General features: G+C 42.7%; 19 protein-coding genes. 4 read left to right on the top strand and 15 right to left on the bottom strand.

The window, feature by feature from the left end:
- The first annotated feature begins 642 nt into the window (after nt 1-642).
- The gene (locus tag NH153_RS04990; RefSeq protein ID WP_063701632.1) at nt 643-2,502 is read left to right on the top strand and encodes a cation:proton antiporter; all 1,860 of its coding nucleotides are present in this window, start codon (nt 643-645) and stop codon (nt 2,500-2,502) included.
- 50 nt (nt 2,503-2,552) lie between these two features.
- On the opposite strand, the gene NH153_RS04985 is transcribed toward NH153_RS04990, so the two are convergent.
- The 15 genes from NH153_RS04985 to cutA form a co-directional block, all read right to left on the bottom strand.
- A complete protein-coding gene (locus NH153_RS04985) occupies nt 2,553-3,161 on the bottom strand; it encodes a tetratricopeptide repeat protein (RefSeq protein WP_063701630.1) in 609 nt (202 codons plus the stop codon).
- A 112-nt stretch (nt 3,162-3,273) separates the two neighbouring features.
- Nucleotides 3,274-4,587: an adenylosuccinate synthase gene (locus NH153_RS04980; protein ID WP_063701628.1), complete on the bottom strand. Its 1,314-nt coding sequence runs from the start codon at nt 4,585-4,587 to the stop codon at nt 3,274-3,276.
- Nucleotides 4,588-4,813: 226 nt separating this feature from the next.
- Nucleotides 4,814-5,692: a protease modulator HflC gene (gene hflC / locus NH153_RS04975; protein ID WP_063701626.1), complete on the bottom strand. Its 879-nt coding sequence runs from the start codon at nt 5,690-5,692 to the stop codon at nt 4,814-4,816.
- A gap of 5 nt (nt 5,693-5,697) precedes the next feature.
- Nucleotides 5,698-6,864: an FtsH protease activity modulator HflK gene (gene hflK / locus NH153_RS04970; protein WP_063701624.1), complete on the bottom strand. Its 1,167-nt coding sequence runs from the start codon at nt 6,862-6,864 to the stop codon at nt 5,698-5,700.
- Nucleotides 6,865-6,955: 91 nt separating this feature from the next.
- Nucleotides 6,956-8,245 (bottom strand): ribosome rescue GTPase HflX, encoded by a 1,290-nt coding sequence (hflX, locus tag NH153_RS04965; RefSeq protein WP_063701622.1) that lies wholly within the window; start codon nt 8,243-8,245, stop codon nt 6,956-6,958.
- A gap of 17 nt (nt 8,246-8,262) precedes the next feature.
- Entirely contained in the window at nt 8,263-8,526 is a 264-nt protein-coding gene (hfq, locus tag NH153_RS04960; protein WP_054552435.1) for an RNA chaperone Hfq, read from the bottom strand.
- An 80-nt stretch (nt 8,527-8,606) separates the two neighbouring features.
- Nucleotides 8,607-9,524 (bottom strand): tRNA (adenosine(37)-N6)-dimethylallyltransferase MiaA, encoded by a 918-nt coding sequence (miaA, locus tag NH153_RS04955; protein ID WP_082873991.1) that lies wholly within the window; start codon nt 9,522-9,524, stop codon nt 8,607-8,609.
- 15 nt (nt 9,525-9,539) lie between these two features.
- Nucleotides 9,540-11,384, bottom strand: coding sequence for a DNA mismatch repair endonuclease MutL (gene mutL / locus NH153_RS04950; protein ID WP_063701618.1), 1,845 nt, complete (start codon nt 11,382-11,384; stop codon nt 9,540-9,542).
- Between the two features lie 23 nt (nt 11,385-11,407).
- Nucleotides 11,408-12,715: an N-acetylmuramoyl-L-alanine amidase gene (locus NH153_RS04945; RefSeq protein ID WP_233999260.1), complete on the bottom strand. Its 1,308-nt coding sequence runs from the start codon at nt 12,713-12,715 to the stop codon at nt 11,408-11,410.
- 66 nt (nt 12,716-12,781) lie between these two features.
- Entirely contained in the window at nt 12,782-13,255 is a 474-nt protein-coding gene (gene tsaE, locus NH153_RS04940; RefSeq protein WP_063701614.1) for a tRNA (adenosine(37)-N6)-threonylcarbamoyltransferase complex ATPase subunit type 1 TsaE, read from the bottom strand.
- A gap of 141 nt (nt 13,256-13,396) precedes the next feature.
- Nucleotides 13,397-14,737 carry an acetyl-CoA carboxylase biotin carboxylase subunit gene (gene accC / locus NH153_RS04935; RefSeq protein ID WP_063701612.1) on the bottom strand — a complete coding sequence of 447 codons (1,341 nt, stop codon included), beginning with the start codon at nt 14,735-14,737 and terminating at the stop codon, nt 13,397-13,399.
- Between the two features lie 23 nt (nt 14,738-14,760).
- Nucleotides 14,761-15,222 (bottom strand): acetyl-CoA carboxylase biotin carboxyl carrier protein, encoded by a 462-nt coding sequence (gene accB, locus NH153_RS04930; protein WP_063701610.1) that lies wholly within the window; start codon nt 15,220-15,222, stop codon nt 14,761-14,763.
- Between the two features lie 30 nt (nt 15,223-15,252).
- On the bottom strand, nt 15,253-15,705 hold the full coding sequence (gene aroQ, locus NH153_RS04925; protein WP_063701608.1) for a type II 3-dehydroquinate dehydratase: 453 nt from the start codon (nt 15,703-15,705) through the stop codon (nt 15,253-15,255).
- Nucleotides 15,706-16,053: 348 nt separating this feature from the next.
- The gene (locus NH153_RS04920) at nt 16,054-17,880 is read right to left on the bottom strand and encodes a protein-disulfide reductase DsbD (RefSeq protein ID WP_063701606.1); all 1,827 of its coding nucleotides are present in this window, start codon (nt 17,878-17,880) and stop codon (nt 16,054-16,056) included.
- Complete coding sequence (gene cutA / locus NH153_RS04915) at nt 17,880-18,200, bottom strand: divalent-cation tolerance protein CutA (RefSeq protein ID WP_063701604.1); 321 nt, start codon at nt 18,198-18,200, stop codon at nt 17,880-17,882. Before cutA ends, NH153_RS04920 begins: the two co-directional genes overlap by 1 nt.
- 162 nt (nt 18,201-18,362) lie before the next feature.
- Here cutA and NH153_RS04910 point away from each other — a divergent pair, with 162 nt between their 5' ends.
- The 3 genes from NH153_RS04910 to groL all read left to right on the top strand — a co-directional run bounded on the left by NH153_RS04910 (nt 18,363) and on the right by groL (nt 20,968).
- Complete coding sequence (locus NH153_RS04910; RefSeq protein ID WP_063701602.1) at nt 18,363-18,839, top strand: FxsA family protein; 477 nt, start codon at nt 18,363-18,365, stop codon at nt 18,837-18,839.
- A gap of 143 nt (nt 18,840-18,982) precedes the next feature.
- Entirely contained in the window at nt 18,983-19,270 is a 288-nt protein-coding gene (locus NH153_RS04905; RefSeq protein ID WP_063701599.1) for a co-chaperone GroES, read from the top strand.
- Between the two features lie 51 nt (nt 19,271-19,321).
- Nucleotides 19,322-20,968 carry a chaperonin GroEL gene (gene groL / locus NH153_RS04900; RefSeq protein ID WP_063701597.1) on the top strand — a complete coding sequence of 549 codons (1,647 nt, stop codon included), beginning with the start codon at nt 19,322-19,324 and terminating at the stop codon, nt 20,966-20,968.
- Nucleotides 20,969-21,008 lie beyond the last annotated feature (40 nt).

The following is a 21,008-nucleotide window of genomic DNA, read 5'->3' as shown; positions in this document are numbered from 1 at the left end:
CATAGAGCCTATACAATCAGGTACACCAGCAGATAGGGTGTAGATTGTATGACCGAGATTTAGCCGCCACGATGGGGGCTAAACATTGACCAGATAATGAACTTATATTCTATTCAACACGTAATAAATACACACTGAACGTTAGCAAGCTCATTTCTATTTAATTAGAAAACAAAGTGTATAAAACACTAAATATGTTACAAACAACTGATTAAATGAAGATAAAACACTAATAAAGCGTAATAACACTTATAAAAACTTAGATATCAAATTGTTTGAACACGAAATATAATACGGGAAATCAGGGGCAAAGATCAAGGGAAAAAAGTAATCATAGCTTTTATACTTGCCATAAATGTTAGAAATAGACACTTTTTAACAATGAGTTAGAGAGCAAGATGCATGGCATAATGATTTTTTACCAATTAATCTGATTTTTGTTCTTAAAAGCACCCCAAAAAGTAGTAATAACGACTAAAATCGTATTTGAAGCAACAAGTTTGCTTGTGTCCATGACGGTGAGTAGGCTTTAATAGGCAAGCATTTTATTTAAAAGTTCAGCTGCTAACTATCGTCTTCAAACGCGATTATCTATGGTGTTGGTATTTTTTAAATAGTAGTAACTAAAGGATAATTCATTCTATGTCAGCAATTTATATAGCAGGGATCGCCTTGTGCTCGGTATTAGCACAATGGGTAGCTTGGGCGTTTCGTGTACCGGCTATTTTATTTTTACTACTAACAGGTCTAGTACTTGGTCCTTTCAGTGGCATTTTAGAACCCGACGCATTATTAGGTGATTTATTATTCCCTGTAGTCTCTCTTAGCGTTGCTGTGATCTTATTCGAAGGCTCACTGACCCTACACTTTAGAGAACTAAAAGGTATCGGCAAGGTTGTTCGTAATCTTTGTTCAATCGGCATGATCACAACTTGCTTAGTAATAAGCCTAAGCGCATATTGGATTTTAGAGCTTAACTGGCGGGTTGCCGCAGTGCTTGGTGCTGTACTTGTTGTTACTGGCCCTACTGTTATTGCACCGCTGTTAAACTCTATGAGACCGACCCAAGATATCGACCGAATTTTGCGTTGGGAAGGCATAGTCATAGATCCCATTGGTGCATTATTCGCGGTACTGGTGTTTGAAGCCGTCATGCTTGTAGGCCAAGGCGAAGTACTCAGTCATACCATTATCGCGCTATTTAAAACCTTAGGTGTTGGTTTAACGATTGGTGTGGTAGCAGGTTGGCTCACTACATTGCTAATACGCCGCGAATGGCTACCGTTCGAATTACATAAATTTGGTATTTTAGCGTTAGTACTGATTAGTTTTACGGTTTCTAACCACCTTAGCCATGAATCTGGTCTTCTCGCTGTTACCGTGTTTGGTATTTGGCTTGCGAACCAAGATGAGCTCGAAATTGACTCAGTGCTAGAGTTTAAAGAAGACCTGTCGATGATCTTAATCTCATCTTTATTCATTTTACTTGCAGCCCGTCTACAGCTCTCTGATTTAATGATGTTACATAGCGATGTGTTTATTTTCTTAGCCATCGTGTTATTTGTAGCCCGTCCTGCATGTATCGCAATCTCGACCTTTAAAACCGATTTACCACTTAAGTCTCGTTTAGTTCTCTCGTGGATTGCGCCACGGGGTATTGTTGCCGCGGCGGTAGGTTCTGTATTCGCGTTAAGTATGGTGGAAGCCGGCATTGCCGATGCAGAGAAAATCGTGCCACTTATCTTCACGGTGATCATCGTGACTGTGGTATTGCAAAGTCTGACTGCAACGCCCTTGGCAAAGTTATTAAAAGTACGTCAGCCTGCGCCAAATACCATTTTGATTATTGGTGCAAACCATGTAGCCCGTGCTATTGCCTGCGGCTTAAAAGATCAAAATATTCCAGTGCATTTGTCTGATCCGGCATGGGAGAACTGTAAAATGGCCCGTATGGATGGCTTACCTTGTTACTATGGTAATCCCCAATCTGAACATGCTGAGCGTTATTTGCCATTAACGACGATTCGTAGCGTTCTCGCGCTTTCGCCTAATCGCCATCATAATGCATTAGGTGTGCAGTACTTCTCGCATTTACTTGACGAAAAAGATGTGTTTTCACTGCGCTCTTCAACTAACCACGCTAAAGCAAACAAAGACAGTGCGACTTTCTTATCACGACAAATTCTATTTGGCGATAATGGGGCTTATGCGCGCTTAAGTAGCTTGATTGCCAAAGGCGGTAAAGTCAGTGCAACGCGTATTTCTGATGAGTTTAGCTGGGAGCAATACAAAGAAGTAAATAGCGAAGCTATCCCACTGTTTATCTTGCATGGCGAAAAGACAGATGATGATGATTCACCTATAAAAATTCGTCCGTTCACTACTAACATGGAGAAAACTCCGCAAGTAGGTGAGCGAATTGTGGCGCTACAACCGCCTAAATTGTCGGTGCTGAAAGACCCTAACAACGGCAAACCAAAAGAAACTAAAGAAGAGAAATAAAAAAAGGCCAGCATTAGCTGGCCTTTTTATTTGCATGTATTTTTATTTGCCTACATAGGTAAACGTGCGCGTGCTACGACGCTGTCTGGCATTTTCTCTGCAAGCTTTGCCAGTAGGTGCTCAATTTTTTTGTGGGTGGCTTTATCGGCAACCATTGAGTGGAATAACCATCGGTAGGCGTCTTCATAATCACGCGGACTACCATAGCCTTGATTAAATAGGTTAACCAAACGCATTTGTGCCTTTAAGTTACCTTGGGCAGATGCTTCTCGTAAATAGGTGACTGCCATCGCTTTATCTTGCTGCACTAACTGGCCAACATCATAGTAACGACCAAGCTGCTCTAAAGCCGCGCCTAGCCCTTGCTGAGCGGCCTGACGCATGTAATAAACCCCTAACTCTACATTACGGTCTACACACACTGCATACGCTAGCATATCGCCATACAGGAACTGATATGAAGGTAGTGCCATTTTATTGGCTCGCGCCTCGATATCTTGCACTAACTGGCAATCATCTGCCTTTACACGTGCTAGATGGGCATTTTTATTGATCAAGCCAATTAACTCGCTCTCTGTGTATAGAGGCACTGCAGTTATGGGCTCTTCAGCCATGCTTAGGCTTGAGAAGAGTAATGTTAAAGGCAATAAAACACGCATCAAAGTCACTTAAATAAAGTCAGTCTTAGCAAATAATATACAATTATCATTCCAGAGTGAATTTCGGGCACAAAAAAAGCTGCCGAGGCAGCTTTTTTAGTCACTATGACAATTATGCAAACGGGCTGCGTAATACCATAGTTTCTACACGGTCAGGACCTGTAGAGATGATATCAACTGGAACACCAGTGATTTCTTCAATACGTTTGATGTAATCAAGTGCCGCTTGCGGTAATTGATCAACTGACGTAGCACCTACTGTGTTTTCTGACCAGCCTGGCATCTCTTCGTATACTGGTGTTACTTTCTCGTAACCTTCAGCCGCTAATGGCGTAACGTTCGTTACTGTGCCATCTTCTAACTGGTAACCAGTACAGATTTTTAATGTCTCTAAACCGTCTAAAACGTCTAGTTTAGTTAAACAGAAACCTGAAATGCTGTTGATTTGAACAGCACGGCGCATTGCCACTGCATCTAACCAACCAGTACGGCGTAAACGACCAGTCGTTGCACCGAACTCATGACCTTTTTCACCTAAGTGCTTACCTACTGGATCTTGTTTATCAAGACCGTCGTAAAGCTCTGTAGGGAAAGGACCAGAACCTACACGCGTTGTGTAAGCTTTGATGATACCTAACACGTAATCAAGGTGTAATGGACCAAAACCAGCACCTGTCGCTACACCACCAGCCGTTGTGTTTGAAGATGTTACGTACGGGTAAGTACCGTGGTCGATGTCAAGTAATGTACCTTGCGCACCTTCGAATAAGATGTGGTCGCCCGCTAAACGCGTTTGATCAAGTAGCTCAGTAACATCAACAACCATTGCTTTTAAGATATCTGCGATAGCCATTGCATCGTCAAATGTCTTTTGGAAGTCAACTGGCTCAACTTTGTAGTAATGCTCTAACGTGAAGTTATGGTATTCCAATACTTCTTTAAGCTTGCTAGCAAACTGTTCAGGGTTGAATAAATCACCTACACGTAAACCACGACGTGCTACTTTGTCTTCATAAGCTGGACCGATACCACGACCTGTAGTACCAATTGGCTTATCGCCACGTGCTTTTTCACGGGCTAAATCTAATGCAATGTGGAAAGGTAAAATTAATGGACATGCTTCGCTGATTAATAAGCGCTCACGTACTGGTACGCCACGCTCTTCTAGCATGCCGATTTCTTTCATTAATGCTTCTGGTGATAAAACAACACCATTACCAATCACACACTTAACATTGTCACGTAATACACCCGATGGAATAAGGTGTAAAACCGTCTTTTCACCGTTGATTACCAAAGTATGGCCTGCGTTATGACCACCTTGATAACGAACTACTAAAGATGCTTTGTCTGTAAGGAGGTCAACTACCTTACCCTTACCTTCGTCACCCCATTGGGTGCCTAGTACAACAACGTTTTTACCCATTGCAAATTCACTTAGAAAAAATTAGGACGAGATTTTATCAGAAAACGAGGTGAAAGATCACCCCGTTTAGCTTATTTTTTCTGCGCCTGAATTTTTATCATCTTATTTAATTAAACAACTACATGCAGAACAGAGGTTTATAAACTAGCTAAGGATAAAAATTAATCACACACAGAAACAAAAAAAGCCCCACACACAGCAGGGCTTTTTATCACACAGCAATTAATTACTGTGCTTTTGTACCTTTCATATAATTAAAGAAATCGCTATCTGGTGAAATCACCATGATATCTTGCTTATCTTTAAAGGTATTTTTGTACGCTTCTAGGCTGCGCATAAAACCAAAGAATTCAGCATCTTTGTTATAAGCGTTAGCATAGATAGCAGCAGCATCAGCATCACCTTGACCGCGAACGGTACGTGCATTACGTTCAGCATCTGCCAGCATAACAGTGACACGACGGTCTACTTCTGCGCGAATTGTTTCAGCTTTTTCTTGACCTTCTGAACGGTGCTCTTTTGCAACCGCAGTACGCTCAGCACGCATACGTTGGAAGATTGAGCTACTCACTTCTTGTGGTAAGTTAATTTGCTTAACACGCACATCAAGTACTTCAATACCTAGTTCTTGTGCACTTTCAGACGCTTGAACTAACGCTTCTTCCATCAGTTCACTACGCTCGCCAGAGACAATCTCTTTGATAGTACGAGAACCAAAGTTAGTACGAAGACCATTGTTCACCTTTTGCTTGAGGAGTGTTTCAGCATATTGCTTATCACCACGAGCACGCAGGTAGAATGCACTAAAATCGTTAATGCGCCATTTCACATAAGAATCAACGATTAAGTCTTTTTTCTCACTCGTAACGAAACGGTCAGGTGCGCCATCTAACGTTTGAATACGCGCATCTAAACGACGTACTTGGCTGAAGAAAGGCACTTTTAAGTGTAAACCTGGGCCATATACTACAGCCTTGTCGTCACTGTCTTTTTCAACTTTGCTGAATAACAGTACGATTGCCTTCTCGCCTTCTTGTACAACAAAAATCGCAGAGAAAGACATCACAACTGCAAGGGCAAGTATTACTAAACTAAAATTTTTCATCTTGCTTATCTCCCCTCATTAAAACGGTCAGTTGCGAAACGGTCATTACTTGAATTTACCGTGCTGTTACGTGATGTGTTTAGCTTATTGCGAAGATCTTGAATATCACTTGAGCTTGGTAGTGCAACACGCGTTGCTGTGCCTTGCTTTTCCATGATTTTATCAAGAGGTAAATACATCATGTTATTACCGCCTTCAACATCAACTAACACTTTAGAGCTGTTACCTAGCACTTCTTCCATCGCATCGATGTATAAACGCTTGCGAGTTACTTCTTTCGCAGCTTGATACTCAGGTAATAGTTTTTCAAAACGTGCCACTTCACCTTGTGCTTCTAGCTTAATACGCTCACGATAACCTTCTGCTTCTTGTGTCATACGGGTCACTTGACCACGAGCACGAGGTTCAATTTCACGAGCATAGGCTTCTGCTTCACGGATGAAACGCTCTTCATCTTCTTGTGCAGCAATCGCATCATCAAATGCGTCTTTTACTTCGCCCGGCGGACGTGAATCTTTAAAGTTCACATCGCTTACAATAATACCTAGATTGTAAGGCTCGATAATTTTGTTTAGCTCATCCCACGTTTGTTGACGCACAACTTCACGACCAGTTGTTAGTACTTGGTCCATTTTCACATGACCAATAACATAACGAAGTGCACTATCAAGGGCTTGTTGTAAGCTGTGATCAGCATCAGTAACGCTGAACTTGTATAGGTGTGGATCGATAACACGGTACTGTACTTCAAACTCTACATTTACCACGTTTTCGTCTTCTGTCAGCATGAAGCCTTTAGCAGATAACGAGCGAACCGCTTCGATATCAACCGGGATCACACGTTCAATGAAGGTCATTTTCCAACGTAAGCCAGGTTCTGCAATGCGATTGTATTGTCCAAATTGTAAAACAATACCGCGCTCAGCTTCTTTTACCGTGTAAATACCACTTAATGCCCATACGATGACGGCAATAATAAGGATGAAAGAAATGCCTGCGCCACCAAGTCCGCCGCCGCTTTTACCTGGCTTATTACCACCAAATAAACCGCCAAACTTGTTGCCGAACTTACGCATTACCTCGTCTAAATCAGGTGGGCCTTGATCTTTTCCGCCTTTATTATTCCACGGATCTTTATCATTGCCATTATTACCCGGTTCATTCCAGGCCATAGCTATACTCCATTGTTATCTAAATGAATTAGGTTAAATCTATCAAATCTACAGCATTTCTCATACTAAAAAAGACAAATGCTGGTGATTTTTAGTTAGTCGCTATGAAAGAGTTGAGATCCTGTCCCATCTCTTTTTTCAAGCGATTCCATTCTGCCATTGGCAAGCGTACCGATAGTAACCAGTTCCCTTGCTCATCAAAACTCTCTTGATGAACTGCGTTTAAGTTAAACAGTGCTGCACGAATACGACCATGTTGAGGTGGTAATTTTAGCTCGTCAGCAAACATTTTTTTAGCAAGTAACTCGTTAATTGCCTCACTCAGCAGCTCACAACCCACACCTGTTCGTGCCGATAACCACACCCGTACTGGTTGGCCTTCGTCATTTCTATCTATACGTGGCGCAACGTCATCGAGCGCATCAATTTTGTTATAAACCAATAATTGCGGCACTTCATCTGCTTCTATCTCTTTTAAAACAGACTGTACCTGCTCAATATTTTCTTTTCGACGTGGATCTGCCACATCGATAACGTGTAACTGTAAATCCGCTTCGCGGGTTTCCGTTAAGGTCGCTTTAAATGCTGCAACAAGGTCATGAGGTAAATGGCGAATAAAGCCTACCGTGTCAGCTAAAATAACTGGCCCAATATCACCTATATCCAACTTACGTAAGGTTGGATCAAGTGTTGCGAATAACTGATCTGCTGCGTACACATCAGAATCTGTAATACGGTTAAATAACGTTGATTTACCCGCATTGGTATAACCAACCAGTGACACAGTGGGTATTTCATTTCGCGTACGCGCACGTCGTCCCTGCTCACGTTGAACAGCAACTTTATCTAAACGAGCACGAATATTTTTAATTCTTGCACGTAGCAATCGTCTATCGGTTTCGAGCTGGGTTTCACCCGGACCACGTAAACCTATCCCCCCTTTTTGTCTTTCAAGGTGGGTCCAACCACGGATCAGGCGAGTAGAAATATGGCGTAACTGAGCTAACTCAACCTGAAGCTTACCTTCGTGAGTACGCGCTCGCTGCGCAAAAATATCAAGGATCAAACTCGTACGATCAAGAACACGGCACTGACAAACGCGCTCTAAATTGCGTTCCTGTGACGGGCTAAGTTGATGGTTGAAAATGATGACATCTGCATTGTGGATTTTGACAGTTTCAGCGATTTCTTCTGCTTTTCCGGTACCGACGAAAAGTTTCGGATGCGGTGCTTGACGACTGCCTTGCACAATCGCCAAACTACTAACACCAGCAGAAGATACCAACAACTCTAATTCGTGAAGATCTTCGCGATCCCCCTCTTTAGGTAAGTCGATATGAACTAAAACTGCCTGTTCGCCGGCTTCATAACGGTCAAACAAGCATTACGCTCCTAAGTTTAAAAATTTCCAGATTCTTGCTCTTCTGAATCATCACTTCCTTGAACGCCTTGGAAGTTAACAGAACGCGCTGGAACAACAGTTGAAATAGCGTGTTTATACACCATTTGATTCACGGTGTTTTCAAGTAAAATAACAAATTGGTCAAATGACTGGATTTTACCCTGTAATTTAATGCCATTAACCAAAAAGATTGATACTGGAATGCGCTCACGACGTAACGCATTTAAAAATGGGTCTTGTAACGACTGGCCTTTTGCCATGTTATTTTCCTTCGTTCTAGGTGTTATTATAATTAAGTAGCTGAACTAATTTAACAAAGCTAAAAAACTTCCAGCTACTACTAGCTTAGCGAACTTACTACACGTTGCAAGTTTTCTTCATCACCCGTGGTCAACCAAGTTACTTCAGGCCAACCTCTTAACCAAGTCAATTGTCGCTTGGCTAACTGCCGTGTGGCTGCAATACCACGAAAGACCATCTCATCATAGTCAATTTCGCCAGCAATGTAATCCCACATTTGTCTATAACCCACACAACGAATCGAAGGTAGGTCAGGGTGTAAATCCTTACGTTTATATAGGGATGAAACTTCATTTTCAAACCCCTGATCGAGCATTATTTTAAACCTTTTTTCAATTCGCTGATGTAATTCACTGCGATCATCAGGCGCAATGGCAAATTGATAGAAAGTATAAGGAAGCTCAGGCTGCTTTTGTTTTTGCAGCTCAGTCATTGTTTTACCTGTTATACGATACACTTCTAATGCGCGATTAATACGTTGCGAATCATTTTCGCTCATTTTTTTCGCTGCATCTGGATCGATTTTCACAAGTTCTTTATGCAAATGTGGCCAGCCAAACTGCTTTGCTTCCTTTTCGAGTTCAGCACGTACTTCAGGTGATGCCTCTGGTAGCGGTGATAAGCCATCAATAAGCGACTTAAAATACATCATTGTACCGCCAACCAATACAGGTACTTTACCTTGCTTATGAAATAGATCAATCTTTTCAATTGCATCACGGCGAAAATCCGCCACTGAATAACTTTCTGCTGGGTCAATAATATCAATCAAGTGATGTGGCGCACGAGCAAGCTCTTCGGCATTTGGTTTTGCCGTGCCGATGTCCATATCTTTATAGACTAATGCTGAATCAACACTGATTATTTCTGTGTTTAAATGCTCACACAGCGAAATTGCTAAGTCTGTTTTCCCTGCAGCGGTTGGTCCCATTAAAAAAATGACGGGTAAGTTATTCAAGCCTAAATACCTTGCTTAATTTAAAAACTGAGATAGTTCTATTTTAACCGCTTTTTGACGTAAACGTTGCATAGTTTGTGGATTATTTTCTAACCGAGCCACTTGCTCCATAAAGGCCTGACTTGCGTAATAACGTGTAGGTATTTGCTGAGCTAACCAAGCTAGCCATTCATCGAGTGAACTTGGAGAAGCTTTACAGCCAGTAATAAGCCGCTCAATAGCATCACTTACATCAAGTAAATACACGCAAGGCGGAAGCTTCTTCACCATCACAAACTGTTTTTCTATTACTAAATCAAAACCAAGTAAGGTAAACCAAGACTGCTGAGTATTTAGCGCGCTAATATCATCAGCGCTTGCATTTACTCGCACGGGTAACAATAGAGCTTTGCCATCAAGGCTGCCCGCTTGTTCTACTTGCGCTTGCCAGTCGAGTGCTAATGCATGCTTAAAGTGCGCTGCAAAGAGTTGATTGTCTTCGCTAAATACGCACTCGCCTTCACGTACGTGGATGAGTTTTGCAAGCTTAGCTTGCTCAACAACAGGTGCTGCAATGCTTGGCTCTGGGCGTACTTGGTCAAAATGCGCAGCATGTTGCTCACTGATCCCTTGATAAAAAGCATTTACATCTTGATGCGATGTTTTACTGCGGCCTTGGCTGTCGCCACTAAACCCACTGCCAGAGCGCCCTGATCCTGTTGCCCCTGAATAACTCGCTGAACGTGTTGGCTGTAATTCAGATTTCGGATAATCATACTGCTCTGTTGGCGCTGATTGAATAAAACTTGGCTGCGTGCTGCTGAGGTGTGGCTCATTCAGCGGAACATGCTGAAAAGCAGTGTCATTGTGCTCGGCAAAACTGGCCTCATGCTGAAGCGGTACCACAACTTGTTTTATTGCCTGCAAAATAAAGTCATGCACTAAACGGCCTTGATGAAAACGCACTTCATGTTTAGCCGGGTGCACGTTTACATCGACCTGACGAGGGTCAATATCAATATAAATAACAAAACCGGGCAGCTCTTCTGAGCCTGCGACTTCTTCAAAGGCTTGGCGAATTGCATGCAAAATAAGTTTATCGCGCATCATGCGATTATTCACGTAGGTATATTGTGTGCTATTTGCTGAGCCCACGGGTAATACCCAACCTCGCAGCATCAAACCGGCCTCACCTGATTGAATATGCAGCCCCTGTTCACTAAATGCTTTACCCGCCACTTGTGCAACACGGCTTATCGCTTGCTCAGGGTTTGGCTTAGCACGGTATTGACGCACGACCTTACCGTTATGGGTAAGCGTTATAGACACATCAAAGCGACTCAGCGCAATACGCTTAATAAGCTCATCAATATGTGAAAACTCGGTTTTCTCGGTACGAAGAAATTTACGGCGTGCAGGAGTATTAAAAAATAGATCCTTCACCTCAATGGTGGTGCCGTCAGGGTGTGCAGTTGGCTTAACTTGTACCGCCATGTCACGGCCTTCTGCAAATGCTTGCCATGCCGCTTCTTGTTGTTGTGGTTTTGAGCTCAAGGTTAAGCGAGATACAGAACTAATTGATGCTAACGCTTCACCACGAAAACCCAGCGAGCAAATGTTCTCTAAGTCATCAAGAGATTTTAGTTTGCTCGTCGCATGGCGCGATAACGCTAAGGTCAGTTCATCTTTATTAATCCCTGATCCATTATCGCGAATACGAATTAGCTTATGGCCACCACGTTCAATATCAATTTGAATACGCGTAGCGCCTGCATCTAAACTGTTTTCAACGAGTTCTTTAACAACGGAAGCAGGACGTTCAACCACTTCACCGGCAGCAATTTGGTTCGCCAATCGCGCGGGTAGTATTTCTATGCTCATAGTGTTCCTAACACGAAAATTGACTAACTTTGGGGGATATCAAGCTCTTGACCAATAAACAGAGTATTCGATTTTAAGTTGTTAGCAGTTTTTAATTTACTAACCGAGGTGTTGTATCTGTTTGCCAAAATACTTAACGACTCGCCCGGACGAACTTTGTGTTTAGTCGGAAATTGCGATTTTAATTTCGCAAATAATGAATCATCCGGTGGATTTTGCAGATAATAACTTTTAATTGATGTGAAAATTGCTTTAGCTAAGCGCTCTTGATGCTGCGCTGTTTTTAATAATCGCTCTTCACGTGGATTCGAAATAAACCCGGTTTCGACCAAAATAGACGGGATATCTGGCGATTTTAATACAGCAAGACTGGCCGCCTGCGGCACTTTTTTATGTAGTTTGGCTACTTTCTTTAATTCACTCACCACTTCTTCTGCGACACTAAAGCCCGTTTTCATTGAGTGGTCCATCGACATATCTAATAGCGCTTGAGCTAAATATTTTTCACTCGCAGTATCTTTTAATACCCCAGCTGCACCACCTAAAAGCTCGGAGTGCTTTTCTTTATCCTCGATCCATTTACCGATTTCTGAGTTAGCACGACGAAGCGATAACACCCACACAGAGGCCCCGTTTGGCTGCGGGCTGGTAAACGCATCTGCATGGATCGAGACAAAAAAGTCTGCTTTTTTCTCTCTCGCAATACTGGTGCGCGTATTTAAATTTACAAAGTAATCGCTGCGGCGCACCATGCGCGAAATCATGCCTTTTTCAGCATCTATCATTCGTTCTAAGCGCTTGGCTATTTGTAGCGTGATATCTTTTTCGTAAGTGCCCGATGGCCCAATTGAGCCTGGATCTTCACCACCGTGACCCGCATCAATCGCAATAACGATATCGCGCTCTTGCTGTAACTCACGCTTTTTAACACTGGTATTCGTTGCAGCCACAGGCTCAGCTTTCGGTGTTTTGTCTACAAGGTCAACGACTAAACGGTGTTTATAAGGATCGGTAGGCAGCAAGGCAAACACCACTGGTTTAGTGGCTCGCGCTAATTCAAAAACAAACCGCACACTTTTACTATCTTTTGGTTTTGAGTAACGCAGTTTTGAGAGTATCTGGTGCTTTTTAGGGATATCAGGCAAGCTATCAAGCTTATCAGTATCTTTTAAGTCAATCACTAAACGGGCTGGGTTCTTCAGCATGAAATAGCTGTAATCAGGTTTATCGTTTAAATCAAAGACCACACGGGTGCTATCTGGTGAGGGCCAAACACGTACGCTATTAATCGTATTTTGTGCAAGCGCAATCTGGCTCACAACCAAAAACATTAAAATAGTTAATAGTTTAAACGTACAACGACCCATTTTTACTCGTACACCTTTATTTTTATTAGTTTATTCTTGCGCGCTCTTAAGTTGCTTAACAATTGCCTGACCGCGGTCAGTTAAGCTATTAATAGTAATCGCACGCGCCTCGCCTTCATAGCGTAGGGTGATATCAAGATCCGGTGTTGGGATAAATTCGCCGCCTTTTTCTGGCCATTCCACAACACAAATAGCCTGTGGTGAAAAATAGTCGCGAATTCCCATATATTCAAGTTCTTCAGGATCACCTAAGCGATACAAATCAAAGTGATAGACATCAGCTTTAGCTAATTGGTAAGGCTCAACCAGTGTATAAGTTGGACTCTTAACCTTACCTTGATGACCGAAACCTTGCACGATACCACGGGTTAATGTTGTTTTACCGGCACCTAAGTCACCGTGTAAATAAATAACAGCTCCTTGCTCCATTAATGCGGCAAGTTGCTTACCCATATTAACCGTTGCTGCTTCATCAGCGAGTGGAAAACCAACACTGTCGGTCATTATTACCTCATGAAAAACGAAAAAACATTACTTTGTTAATCATACCAGAATATTTTTGTAAGGCGAGAATCGCTCTTATGCCTAATTGGACATAAAAAAGCCGGCAAAGTTGCCGGCTTTTTAGCTTAAACAGAATTTTGTTTACAGACCTAGTTTCTTCTCAAGGTAGTGGATGTTTGTACCACCGTTTTGGAAGTTCTCATCTGCCAAGATTTTCTTGTGCAGTGGTGTATTGGTCTTGATGCCATCAATGACTAATTCATTTAACGCATTGCGTGAACGAGCAATCGCTACATCACGGTTCTCACCGTAACAGATCAGCTTACCAATCATTGAATCGTAATGAGGTGGTACTGTGTAATCTGCATAGATGTGGCTGTCCCAACGAATACCTAAACCGCCAGCAGGGTGGAATCGCGTGATTTTACCTGGTGAAGGAATGAATGTTTCTGGGTCTTCCGCATTAATACGGCACTCAATTGCATGACCACGAATAACCACATCTTCTTGTGTGAATGATAATGGCTGGCCAGCAGCAATTTTTAGCTGTTCTTTGATTAAGTCAACGCCAGTGACCATTTCTGTTACTGGGTGCTCAACCTGAATACGGGTATTCATTTCGATGAAATAGAACTCGCCGTTTTCGTATAAGAATTCGAACGTACCTGCACCGCGATAACCGATTTCGATACACGCACGTGTACAACGGTCACCGATAAACTTACGCATTTCAGCTGTAATACCTGGTGCTGGTGCTTCTTCAACTACTTTTTGGTGACGACGTTGCATAGAACAATCACGCTCACCTAAGTGAACTGCATTGCCTTGACCGTCAGCAAGTACTTGAACTTCGATATGACGTGGGTTTTCAAGGAATTTTTCCATGTAAACCATACCGTTACCGAAGAATTGCTTCGCTTCTTGTTGCGTTAGTGCAATTGAATCTACTAATTCTTTTTCGCTGCGCACAACACGCATACCACGACCACCGCCGCCGCCTGCTGCTTTAATGATTACAGGGTAACCAATACGCTTAGCGATTTGAATATTGCGCTCGTTGTCTGCGGTTAATGGGCCGTCAGAACCTGGTACACATGGTACACCCGCTTTACGCATCGCTTCGATTGCAGAAACTTTGTCACCCATTAGACGAATCGTGTCGCCTTTAGGGCCGATAAATACAAAGCCACTTTGCTCAACTTGATCAGCAAAGTCTGCATTTTCCGAAAGGAAACCATAACCTGGGTGAATAGCAACCGCGTCTGTTACTTCTGCCGCTGCAATAATGCGCGGGATATCTAGGTAACTTTCGCTTGCAGCTGGTTTACCAATACAAATTGTTTCATCTGCCAGTAACACGTGCTTAAGATCACGGTCTGCCGTTGAATGCACAGCAACAGTTTTGATCCCAAGCTCTTTGCAGGCGCGCAGTACGCGAAGTGCAATTTCACCTCGGTTTGCAATGACTACTTTATCTAACATAGAGTTGGCCTTTTGTTGCGCTATTATTCAATGATGAATAAAGGTTGATCGAATTCTACTGGCTCGCCATTTTCAACTAAGATAGCTTTTACTGTGCCTGCTTTATCAGATTCGATTTGGTTCATCATCTTCATTGCTTCAACGATACATAACGTGTCGCCAACATTTACTTTTGAACCTACTTCTACATAAGGCGCTGCTTCAGGAGAAGCTGCTGAGTAGAATGAACCAACCATAGGTGATTTAACTTGGTGACCTGTTGGTGCTGCTGGCGCTGCGTCTGCTGCTGGTGCTTCAGCTACTGGAGCTGGTGCCGCCGCTGGAGCAGGTGCTGCAAAATGTTGCGGCGCATACTGCATTGCAGGTGCTGCAGCCATGTTGCTACGATTGATGCGTACTGATTCTTCACCTTCAGTGATTTCTAATTCAGCAATACCAGATTCTTCTACTAGTTCGATAAGTTTTTTGATCTTGCGAATATCCATTGATCGACCCGCCTGTTAGTTATTTAAAAATTAATGTGTGTTTTGCAACCGGCTAACAGCAGCTTCAAGTGCCACCTTATAACCCATTGCTCCTAATCCAATAATGACGCCTTGTGCCACATCCGAAAAATACGAATGATGGCGGAATGCTTCGCGAGCATGCACATTAGTTAAATGCACCTCGTAAAAGGGAATGTTTACACTAAGCAATGCATCCCGTAAGGCTACGCTAGTATGCGTAAATGCAGCAGGGTTAATAATAATTGCATCAACCACTTGCCATGCATCGTGAATACGTTCTATTAATGCTGCTTCACTGTTACTTTGGAAATGCGTTAAATCAACATTGTGACCCGCAGCAACCTGACTAAGTTCAGCTATAATCTCATCAAGAGATTGAGTACCGTACTTTTCTGGTTCACGCTTGCCAAGCATGTTTAAATTTGGCCCATTTAGAACTAAAAGTTTGAATTTTGCAGCCATAATACGCGATATATCCTATAAGTAAGCAGTTTAACCATATTCATCATAAACCCACGCTTAACCTAAGCGTGCTGATGTAAAATAGCAACTATTTCTCACGTTAACCACCTATTATAGATATTTCGACGTAAATAGCAGCAAAATACTGGTCTAATCACTACCTATTCGCGGCAAAGGCAGGCACAGCAAGGCACACAACAGGGTCATTCTGAGCATTTCCTTGCTGATAAATTGAACTTTTCCAAGTAAAATTACGACTTTTCATTGAAAATCATTATTTTTTACGAGACAGAAACAAAAACGCCACTCAGATGAGTGGCGTTTCGCTATTTTCTTGCACGTTTGCGTTTATTTAGCGCTATTTCGTACTTTTGCTAAATGCTCAGCAAAGTCTTTGGCATTTAAAAAGCCTGTTACACGTTGCTCTAAAAGCTCATTACCTTGAGTATCAAAGAACAGAATGCTTGGTAAACCAAAGACCGTGAACTCTTCCATTAGCTCAATTGTTTTTGCATCACTTTCGGTTAAATCGATTTGGATTAACTCAAAGTGAGCAAACTGTGCTTGAACATTCGTATCAGGAAACGTGTAGTGTTCAAACTCTTTACACGCGACGCACCAGTCAGCGTACAAGTCGACCATCACTAAGCGCCCTTCGCTACTTGCAGCTGCAATTTCGTCTTTCAATTCACTTAAATTAGCAACTTGTTTAAAACCATGTGTTTGTACTGCGGCTTCGGCAACCACCGCTTTACTCGGCCAAAAATAATTTTTCGTTAGGCTCGCCCCCGTCACAACCAGTAAGGTTGCAGCAAACCAGAGTGCTGTTTTTAGCTTGCCTTGTGATTGCGCACTTTGCCAATGGTGTAAATAAAGTGCGGTCGCAAGTGCTAATAAACCCGCCATTAACCAAATGATTTCAATATCAACAATACGCTCAAGCAGAATTAGCGGAACGACCAGCATGATGAAGCCGAATAACGTTTTCACTTGCTCCATCCAACCACCGGCTTTGGGTAGTAATTTACCGCCAGAAGTCCCCAGTAATAATAGCGGTAAGCCCATGCCTAAACTGAGTACATAAAGTGTTAAACCACCGACCAGGTAGTCACCACTTTGCGCTACATAGAGTAAAGCAGCAGACAATGGCGCTGTTGTACAAGGTGACGCAATCAAACCAGACAACACACCCATCATAAATACGCCAACATAGTTACCGCCTTTTTGCTGGTTACTTACCTGAGTAAGCTTATTCATCATGCCGCTAGGCAGCTTAATTTCGTACCAGCCGAACATCGACATCGCCAGCAATACAAACAAAATACTAAAGCTAATTAACACCGTTGGGTGCTGCAAGTACCCTTGTACTTGACCACCTAATGATGCAACCACTAAGCCCAGTGCAGCATAGGTAACGGCCATCCCTTGCACATAAACAAACGACAGCGAAAACGCTTTTTTAGTCGATAAGTTCTGCTGACCCGCTATAAGGCTCGACAAAATCGGAAACATTGGAAATACGCAAGGCGTAAAAGCCAGACCAATACCCACTAAAAAGAAGATTACTAGGTTGGTCAATAAGCCCTGCGATGCCAGTTTATCGGTATATGACTGCTCACCAGCTGGTTTTGCTACTTCTTGAGAAACATTTGTTGATGCCTCATTGGTATCAGCTGCTTGTGTTAATGCCGCTAGCGCATTCCCCGCTGACGCGGTTTGTGAAACTTGCTCGCCAGCAATGACAGATAAAGGAATGGTTCTAACTTCTGGCGGATAACAAAGTCCAGCTTCAGCACAGCCTTGAAAACGCACTTTAACAACCGCCCCTTCCGTAACATTACTAAGCTTAGTTACCACACTCAATGAGTTAAAGAAGACCTCGGTTTTGCCAAAAAACTCATCCTCTATGATTTGCCCTTTGCCAAGATCTGGGATTTCAATATCAGCGCCTTTAGCAATTATTTCGACTTTCTTTTTATAGAGGTAATAATCAGGCGCTATATCCCAGCCGATAAATAAGGTTTTGCCTTGCTGGTCAAAATCAAAAACAAAGGCCTGATCAACTGGCAAAAATGTTTGCTCAGCAGGTTGTAATAGATTTCCAAGTAAATTGTTATTACTTGCACTGGCCGGCACAAGCCACAGTGCGCACAGTAATAAAAGGAACGATCGCATTAATTAAGTACCTCATCCATCCAATTAAAATAGGCTAAATTGCCTGTTGCTACATCAACGACCTGAATTTCTGGTATCTCATAACTATGTAATTTCTTGATAGTTTGGATCACTTCATTCATTTTTTCTGACTTTGTTTTGATCAGTAACTTACTTTCTGTAGCTTGAGTTATCTCGCCATCCCACATGTAAATAGATTCGATTGTAGGCATAATGTTCACACAAGCCGCTAGCTTTTCTTTAACTAGATGTTGTGCCAACTGACGGGCTTCAGCCTCATTCGCACAAGTAGTAAAAATAAGTCGAAAATGCGTAGTCATAAGGAACCTTTGTTTGATTACGTGAGTCGCACCATAGTAGCCGATAGTAACTATAATGTGTAGCGAGCAAGGTGATCCTAGGTTCCACCTTGAAAAATGACCTGCTCACCCCTATTTATATTTCACTGACTCGAAAGAGAATGACATTTTTTAGAGAGCGTTATGTTTAGATTTTTGTTTTTGTTATTTATTTTAGTGCCGATTGTGGAGATTGCGTTACTCATTCAAGTGAGTGAAGTAATCGGCGGCTTTGCCACCATAGCGCTTGTGATTGTGACCGCGATTGTCGGTGCGAAATTAGTGAAGCAGCAAGGCATGGGCGCGATTCAAAACGTGCAATTACAAATGGCACAAGGGCAAATGCCTGCAAAAGAATTATTTACTGGTTTATGTGTGATTATCGCCGGCGTTTTATTAATGACACCTGGCATTATGACTGACTTTTTTGGCTTTTTATTACTCACGCCAGCAATCCGCAACAAACTAGCTGCAGGCCTTGCCAGCCAAGCGACAGTGCGTATGAGTACGCAAGCAAATCAAGGCTCTGCACACTTCCAATATCATAGCAAAGCAGCCGCTCATGAAGAGCCAAACCATCAACCTACAACTATTGATGGTGAATTTGAGCGAAAAGATTAAAATTTTTTAATTTTTGTACTTGGATTTTTTTAAGCCACCCCCATTAATGAAGGCAATGAAACGCAACGGGTGGCTTAGCACTCCCCTGCAATAACATAAGATTTTTTCTGTACTGTTCAGAAACTGTTAGGAGAACTAAATAAATGAACATTCGTCCTTTACATGATCGCGTCATCGTTAAGCGTCTAGAAGAAGAAACTAAGTCTGCTGGCGGTATTGTATTAACTGGCTCTGCAGCTGAAAAATCAACTCGCGGAGAAGTTATCGCTGTTGGTAATGGCCGCGTTTTAGACAACGGTGAAGTAAGAGCATTAGAAGTAAAAGCCGGTGACACTGTGCTGTTCGGCTCTTATGTTGAAAAAGTTGAAAAGATCGAAGGTCAAGAGTACCTGATCATGCGTGAAGATAACATTCTAGGCATTGTAGGCTAATCCTACTTTTCATTTAGCAACCCGTTTACAGAATTTAAGAGGAATTAAATCATGGCAGCAAAAGAAGTACTTTTTGCAGGTGACGCACGTGGCAAAATGCTAACTGGCGTAAACATTTTAGCAAACGCAGTAAAAGTAACTTTAGGTCCTAAAGGCCGTAACGTTGTATTAGACAAATCATTCGGCGCTCCAGTGATCACTAAAGACGGTGTATCTGTAGCAAAAGAAATCGAGCTTGAAGACAAGTTCGAAAACATGGGCGCACAAATGGTTAAAGAAGTAGCGTCGAAAGCGAATGACGCTGCAGGTGACGGTACAACAACTGCAACTGTATTAGCGCAAGCTATCGTAAACGAAGGCTTAAAAGCAGTTGCAGCGGGTATGAACCCAATGGACCTTAAGCGTGGTATCGATAAAGCTGTTGCCGCTGCTGTTCAAGAACTTAAAGCACTTTCTGTTCCTTGTGCCGATGCTAAAGCAATTGCACAAGTAGGTACTATTTCTGCTAACTCTGATAGCGAAATCGGTAACATCATTGCTGAAGCAATGGAAAAAGTAGGCCGTGATTCAGGCGTAATCACAGTTGAAGAAGGTCAGTCGTTAGAAAACGAACTAGACGTAGTTGAAGGTATGCAGTTTGACCGTGGTTATCTGTCTCCTTACTTCATCAACAACGCTGAAAAAGGCGCAGTAGAGCTAGACAACCCATTCATTCTACTTGTAGACAAAAAAGTATCTAACATTCGTGAGTTACTACCTACATTAGAAGCCGTAGCTAAAGCTAGCAAGCCTCTACTTATCATTGCTGAAGACCTTGAAGGCGAAGCGCTTGCAACGCTTGTAGTAAACAACATGCGCGGCATCGTTAAAGTATCTGCAGTTAAAGCGCCAGGTTTTGGTGACCGTCGTAAAGCGATGCTACAAGACATCGCCGTATTAACTGGCGGTACCGTTATTTCTGAAGAAATCGGTTTAGAGCTAGAAAAAGCAACAGTTGAAGACCTAGGTACAGCGAAGCGCGTTGTAATCACTAAAGATGACACAACAATCATCGACGGTGCAGGTGAAGAAGACGGTATCAACGGCCGTGTTGCACAAATCAAAGCACAAATCGAAGAAGCAACGTCTGACTACGATAAAGAGAAACTACAAGAGCGTATGGCTAAACTAGCTGGCGGTGTTGCAGTAATCAAAGTTGGCGCAGCAACTGAAATCGAAATGAAAGAGAAAAAAGACCGCGTTGAAGATGCGCTACACGCAACTCGCGCAGCGGTTGAAGAAGGTGTTGTACCGGGTGGTGGTGTTGCATTAGTTCGCGTAGCTAGCAAACTTGCTGAGCTTGTTGGCGACAACGAAGACCAAAGCCACGGTATTAAAGTTGCACTTCGTGCAATGGAAGCACCACTTCGTCAAATCGTAACGAACGCAGGTGACGAAGCATCAGTTGTTGTTAACTCGGTAAAAGGTGGTGAAGGTAACTACGGTTACAACGCAGCATCTGGCGAGTACAACGACATGATCGAAATGGGTATCTTAGACCCAACTAAAGTAACGCGTTCTGCACTACAGTACGCTGCTTCAATCGCGGGTCTTATGATCACAACTGAAGCAATGGTTGCTGAAATCCCTAAAGATGACGCGGGTGCTCCTGATATGGGCGGCATGGGCGGCATGGGTGGTATGGGCGGCATGATGTAATCATCCCCCTGGTAAAAATCTTTATTTAAAGATATTACCC

The organism is Pseudoalteromonas gelatinilytica (assembly GCF_001641615.1).
Lineage (GTDB): Bacteria > Pseudomonadota > Gammaproteobacteria > Enterobacterales > Alteromonadaceae > Pseudoalteromonas > Pseudoalteromonas gelatinilytica.
The sequence above is the reverse complement of the archived record's forward strand: the minus strand, read 5'-3'. Positions and strand labels throughout refer to the sequence as shown.